The sequence below is a fragment of the uncultured Cetobacterium sp. genome, from assembly GCF_947039425.1.
GTDB lineage: Bacteria > Fusobacteriota > Fusobacteriia > Fusobacteriales > Fusobacteriaceae > Cetobacterium_A.
The window spans coordinates 1-6748 of the sequence record NZ_CAMQYW010000085.1; the positions used below are offsets into that span (position 1 = coordinate 1).

Annotated in this window: 5 protein-coding genes; 3 read left to right on the plus strand and 2 right to left on the minus strand. The window is 29.3% G+C overall.

Annotation, left to right across the window (positions count from 1 at the left end; all coding sequences use genetic code 11):
- Positions 1-2308 (plus strand): FAD-dependent oxidoreductase (locus Q0V09_RS05900; protein ID WP_297487646.1); only part of this gene is annotated, 2308 nt, incomplete at its 5' end.
- A gap of 42 nt (positions 2309-2350) precedes the next feature.
- On the opposite strand, the gene Q0V09_RS05905 is transcribed toward Q0V09_RS05900, so the two are convergent.
- Together Q0V09_RS05905 and Q0V09_RS05910 are read right to left on the minus strand one after the other, a co-directional pair.
- Entirely contained in the window at positions 2351-3046 is a 696-nt protein-coding gene (locus Q0V09_RS05905; protein ID WP_297487648.1) for a murein L,D-transpeptidase catalytic domain family protein, read from the minus strand.
- A gap of 136 nt (positions 3047-3182) precedes the next feature.
- On the minus strand, positions 3183-4130 hold the full coding sequence (locus tag Q0V09_RS05910) for a L,D-transpeptidase (RefSeq protein WP_297407787.1): 948 nt from the start codon (positions 4128-4130) through the stop codon (positions 3183-3185).
- Between the two features lie 189 nt (positions 4131-4319).
- Here Q0V09_RS05910 and Q0V09_RS05915 point away from each other — a divergent pair, with 189 nt between their 5' ends.
- On the plus strand, positions 4320-5198 hold the full coding sequence (locus tag Q0V09_RS05915; RefSeq protein ID WP_297487650.1) for a lauroyl acyltransferase: 879 nt from the start codon (positions 4320-4322) through the stop codon (positions 5196-5198).
- Between the two features lie 3 nt (positions 5199-5201).
- The gene (locus Q0V09_RS05920; RefSeq protein WP_297407791.1) at positions 5202-5897 is read left to right on the plus strand and encodes a 5'-methylthioadenosine/adenosylhomocysteine nucleosidase; all 696 of its coding nucleotides are present in this window, start codon (positions 5202-5204) and stop codon (positions 5895-5897) included.
- Positions 5898-6748 lie beyond the last annotated feature (851 nt).

A 6748-nucleotide genomic window follows, 5' to 3' on the forward strand; every position in this document is an offset into this window, starting at 1 on the left:
ATACGTAGCAGACAATTTTGATAATCCAAACAATTGGGATTTAACAAAAGAAGCTAGTACTGGTAAAAATATAGTTGTAATAGGAGCAGGACCAGCTGGAGCTCAAGCTTGTGTAACTTTAGCTAGAAAAGGACACAGTGTAACTTTACTTGAAAAAGAAGAGTATGTTGGTGGAATGATGAGATTTGATATTCCAGAATATAGACTTCCAAGAGAGGTAATAGATTCTGAGTTTTCACTGTTAGAAAAATTAGGTGTAACAATAAAATATGGTGTAAATGTGGGAAAAGATATAACATTAGACAAACTAAAGAAAGAGTATGATGTAGTAGTAGTTGCTATAGGAAAACAACAAGGTAGAGTTGATATGTCTCTTGAAAATATTGACGCTAAGGGAGTATTTTCAGCTGTTGAATTTTTAAAAGAGATATCTTTAACAAGAGATTGTAAAGAAGCAGGAAAAAATATAATTACTATAGGAGGGGGAGATGTAGCAATGGATTGTGCTAGATCAGCCCTAAGAGTAAAATCTGTTGAAAAATCATATTTAATAGCCTTAGAAAAAGATTTAAAAACTTTAACTGCATCAAAGCATGAAGTTGAAGGTGCATTAGATGAGGGAGTGAACTTTATATTATCATCTGGAATTAAAAGAATTGAAAAGGATGAAAATGGAAGAGTTCATAGAATTTTTACGAAGAAATGCTTATCAATGTTTGATGATTGTGGAAACTTCTCTCCAATGTTTGATGAAAATCAAGAGGAGATCATAGATGTTGATACTATGGTATTTGCTATAGGTCAAGGTGTAGATTACACAATAGATTCAAGTAAAGTGCTTAAAAAAGATAAAGATAGATTTTTTGTTTTTGATGAATTAACTCTTCAATCTAAATATGATGAAAAAGTATTTTTTGCAGGAGATTGTGCATCAGCATTTATAGTTGTAAAAGCTATGGCTGAGGGACAAAGAGCAGGAGTTTCAGTTGATAGATATTTAAATAATTTAGATTTAAAAGAGGGAAGAGCTCTTGAAAATGAAGGTGGAAAAGCTGAAAGTAGATTACATCTTCCAACAGAGTATTTACCAGAAGGATGGGATATAGCTGAAAAGGTAAATAGAAATAAAGGGCAAGAGATAGATGTAGAAGATAGAAGTAAAAACTTTAGAGAAGTTGAAAAAGCATTTACAAAGGAAGAGGCTTTAAATGAATCAAATAGATGTTTACAATGTGAGTGTAAACTTTGTATGAAAGAGTGTTTAATGCTTCCAAAATTTACATCATGTCCTAAAGAATTATTTAAAGAATATTTAGAAAATGGATATGAAAATATGGATAAAGAGATAGCTTACTCTTGTAATGAGTGTACTCAGTGTACTATAAAATGCCCAAATGATTTTAAAATAAAAGAGAATTTTATTGAAATGAGAAAAGAGTATGTAAAAGCTAATGACGGATTATCTCCATTTGCAGGGCATGATGCATTGGATGATGGTCAAGAGTTAGAGTGTAGTAAAAAATATTCGCTATCAGTTCCAGGGAAAAAGAAAACTAAATATGTTTTAATTCCAGGATGTACAGTTCCAGCTTCTCTTCCAGGTGCAGTAGAGGATACTTTAAAGCATATGAAAGAGGTTTTAGGAGATGAAAATGTAGGAGCTATATTACAGTGTTGTGCAAGACCTACAGAGATAATAGGTGAAACAGATTTATTTGAAGAGAGATATTCTCGTGTTCAAAAAGAGATAAATGATATGGGTGCAGATGTAATTGTAACTCTTTGTCCATCTTGTTTTAAAACATATGAAAAATACTCTGGAATAAAAGTTATATCTTATTGGGATTTAATGAGAGAAGAGATAGGTATTCCAAAATCTCAAAAAGGTGTTGGAGAAACTAGTGATGTTATATTTAATATACATGATTCATGTCCAACAAGAGATGTACCATCACATCATGAAAGTGTTCGTTGGGTATTAAAAGAACTTGGATATAAAGTCGAAGAGATGGCCAATATTAGAGAAAATACTAGATGTTGTGGAGTTGGAGGAATGCTTGGGTGTATCAATGCTGGTCTTTATAAAGAGATTGTAGATAGAAGAGTAAATGATGCAACTCAAGATCATATTATTTCATATTGTGGTTCTTGTAGAGGAAGTATGGAACTTGGAGGATTGGATTCCCTTCATATATTGCAGCTTATCTTTGGAAAAACTTATATGAAAAAAGATGCTTGTAAAAGAAGTGAAGATTATGGATTCCATAATAGACTTGATACAAAAAAAAGATTAAAGAAATATTTATAGTAAATAAAAAATGGATGTAGCTACAGCTACATCCATTTTACTTTATACATAAAGACTTGTTTCAAAATACTTAGAACTATTTGCATAAGAATATATAACAGAACCACCTTTAATTAAGTCAATGGCATGTTTTGATATATTCCTCGGCAGAGCAGGACATCCATAACTTCTACCAAGTCTACCTTGAGCTTTTGCAAAATTTGGATTAGCATATGCTGCACCATGGATAACAATATGTCTTTTTTTAGCATTATCATTTATATTTTTCTCAAGTCCATCTAAAACAAGAGAGTAACCATTTCTTCCCATATAAGTATTCTCTGTTAAAAAGAATCCAAGGGAACTTTTGTGAGAGTTAACTTTATTGGAAAAAGATGTTGCTAAAACTGAACCGCTATTTTTACCATGAGAAACAACAGATGAAACAAGAACTTTTTCTTTATCTAAATCAATAATAAAAAATCTTTGTTCTGTGGATGGTTTAGAAAAATCGATTATTGTTAAAAGATCTTTTTTTCTATCTTGAATTTTATTATATCCTTCCATTGCTGTATTAAAAACATAAAAGTCTAATTTGTCATTTAGGTCTAATTTATCATACAAAGCTTTGTTGTAGGAATTAAGTGTTTTCTCTTTAGTAATAATGGAATTAACACTTTCATTACTACCTGTAAAAGAAAAACTAAAAGAAAAAACAGAAACAATTAAAAAGAAACAACTGATAAATAAGTATCTCATTTTTAAAATATAAACCTCCATTAATATAGTTTTTATACAAAAATATATAATTTATATATTTTCGTTATTCTGAATATAATATCATGATGGATAATAAAAGTCAAGAAAGCTATTCTTGACTCAGTAAGTTTATATGTTAAAAAACAATAACTAATGTTTTAAAAGTTTGAGCCCAATCGTATATGAATTTAGCATGGGATGTGGCATTTCTTACACACATATGTGATCTTGGTATAGTTCCAAGAGTAGGAGAATATTCTATCATTTTTGTTTCAGGAAGATTTACAGGAACACCATGTAAATACCCACCTCCAGAAAATCTAGTGGCATATGGAGTATATCCAGCAAGTTCTGTTTTACTTCCATCAACAAGATAAAGCATTTTAGGTTTTTTATATTGTACTACAAATATTCCACCAGGAGTTTCAAATTGAAATGGAGGATTATGAAGACCTGTTGTACAAGGATTATAACTTCTAATTTTCCATATGTGATTGACATCTTCAAGAGTACTTATATTTTGGTTTTTTCTATCAACAAAAACAACTCTTTTAAAATCAGTAACTTCTAATTCTCTAACGTATCTATTTGGAATTAACCATTCACCAGGAAGGTCTAAAAAAGCTACTTTTGTATATATATCCCCTTTAGAAATAATAGCTACAAGCTCACCATCTGTACCAAGTCTATCAGGAACATCTAGTTTTAAGGGCTTATATAGGGGTATTCCTTGATAGGCTCTTATTCCATAAGCGTCTTCAGAAATAGTAATAACTCTATTTATATCTTTGAAAGTATATGTTTTAATAAAGTGATGTCCAGGAAGGGTAGGATGACCATTGGCATTTTTATAGTTTCTTAAGGTTCCAAATGCTGAATACTTAGTTTCAAATTGTGTGATTTGATCTAAATAGTTTGATATTATATCTTTTCTAAATGTTCTCTCTATTTTTTTATATTTATACGTGTCTTTTAAAGTATGTTTATTGTAAAGAAGGTCTTTTTCAATTTGAGCACTTTGAGAGGGTATAAATATATAAAAAAATAGTAGTAAAGTAAATATTTTACTAAAAATTATCTTCATAATTAAACTCCTTTATGATTTATTTGTTATAAATAAATTATACTCTAAAATTTACTTTTTCCTAGTACAAATTAGATAAAATACTATATTGGTGGTAATCTATACTGAATACCACTCTTTTTGTTATAAAAAATATACAAATTATGGTATAATAAATTAATAAATAATAAAAAAAAGGTGAGGAAATAGATGTATAAGATTCAATATATAATATTCAAAATCTTTCGTTCTATACTTCTTCTATTACCAGAAAAGTTAAGGTTTAAAATGGCTGAGACATTGGGAAATATAGGATATAGAGTAATAAAGAAAAGAAGATTAATAGCCTTGGCAAATTTAAAATTAGCTTTCCCAAATAAAAGTAATAAAGAGATTGAAAAAATAGCTAAAGAATCATATAGAATTATGGCAAAATCTTTTTTATCAACTTTATGGTTTGATGATTATTTAAAAACCAAAGTGAATTTAATGGATTTCCAAAGGGTATTAAGAGCCAAGGATAAAGGCAAAGGAGTAGCAATAGCTTTAATTCATATGGGAAATATGGAAGCAACATTAAAAGCAGCAGAAAACTGTGAAGTTGTAACAGTTGCTAAAAAACAGAGAAATCCATATATAGATAAATTTATAACTGATGCTAGAGAGAAATTAAATATTATACTTTTAAAAAAATCAAAACAAACATCTAGAGAGCTTCGTGAAAAATTAGAAGAAAAATGTGTATTAGCTCTTTTTAGTGATCACAGAGATAAAGGGGCTAATGTGGTATTTTTTGGAGAGGAAACAGTATCTCCAACAGGAATAGTAAATACAGCTTTAAAGTATGATATGCCCTTAATAATAGGATATAATATCATGAATAAAGACAATACATGCACAACATATTTTACAGAGGAGCTAGACTTAGTAAGAACTGGTTCTTTTAAACATGATGTTATGGAAAATACACAGTTGTTAATGAATAATATAGAGCATATAATAACAAATTATCCAGATCAATGGATGTGGTTTCACGATAGATGGAAGCTATATAAAAAGATAATAAAAGAAAAAAATGGGAGGAAATAATTAATGTTAATTGGAATTATTGGAGCAATGAATGAAGAGGTTATACAATTAAAAGAGACTATGAATTTAAAAGAAACTAAAACAATTGGTGGATATGAGTTTTTTAAAGGTGAATTATATGGCAAAAATATAGTTTTAGTTGAATGTGGAATTGGAAAAGTAAATGCAGCTTTATGTTCTACACTTTTAATTGAGGCTTTTAATGTGGATAAAGTTTTATTTACAGGAGTGGCAGGAGCTTTAAATCCTGAAATAAATATAGGTGATATAGTTGTATCAACTGATTTAATAGAGCATGATTTTAATGCAACAGCTTTTGGATATGATTTTGGAGTTATACCAAGAATGGAAAATTCTAAGTTTAAAGCTGATAAAGACCTAGTTGAACTTGCTAAAGAAGCAGGAGAAAAAGAGTTTGGAAAAGAAAGAGTTTGGACAGGAACAATATTAAGTGGAGATGAGTTTGTAGCTTCACCTGAAAAAATAAAGTGGTTAAGAGATACTTTTAATGGTGAGTGTACTGAGATGGAGGGAGCAGCAGTAGCTCATGTATGTGAACTATTAGGAAAGCCTTTTGTAATAATAAGATCAATTTCAGATAAAGCAAATCATGATGCTAATATGAATTTTGATGAGTTTGTTAAATTAGCAGCTCAAAACTCAAAATTAATAATAGAGGGAATGTTAAATCAATTATAATAGTTCAGGAGGAGTAATGAATATAGAGGCATTATTAAATGAATTATACTCTTATTCAATGCATGGAATAAAACTTGGATTACAAAATATAGAAGATATTTGTAATGCAATGGGAAATCCACAGAAAGATTATAAAATTATTCACATAGCAGGAACTAATGGAAAGGGATCTACTTCAACTACAGTGGAGAAGATTTTACTTGAAAATGGAGATAGAGTTGGAAAGTATACTTCACCACATATTTTAAGATTTAATGAAAGAATTTGTGTTAATGGACTTGAGATAACAGATGAGGAGATAGGGTATTATTTTTCATATGTAAAAGAAACTATAAGAAAGTTGGGTATAAGCCCAACTTTCTTTGAGGTTACAACAGCTATGATGTTTAAGTATTTTTCTGATAAGAAAGTGGAGTATGTAATTTTAGAGGTTGGACTTGGTGGAAGGTTTGATGCTACAAATGTGGCAAATGGTGATATTTGTTGTGTTACCAATGTAAGTTTAGATCACACAGAGTTTTTAGGAAACTCAATTTATGAAATAGCTTGTGAAAAGGCTGGAATAATAAAGAAAGGGTCTAGAGTTATAGTTGGAAGTTTAAATAAAGAGTTTTTAAGAGCTATTAATGAAAAAAGTAGAGACTATATAAATGTTTTAGAAAAATATAAAGATTCAAGTTATATTTTAGATTTTAAAAACTTTATAACAAAGATATTTATAGATTCTAAAGAGTATGATTTTTCTTTATTTGGAGAGTATCAATTTAAGAATTTTTTATGTGCTTATGAAATAGTAAAAGAGATTGGTATTTCTGAGAGATCGGAAGAGCACACGTCTGAACTCCAGTCAC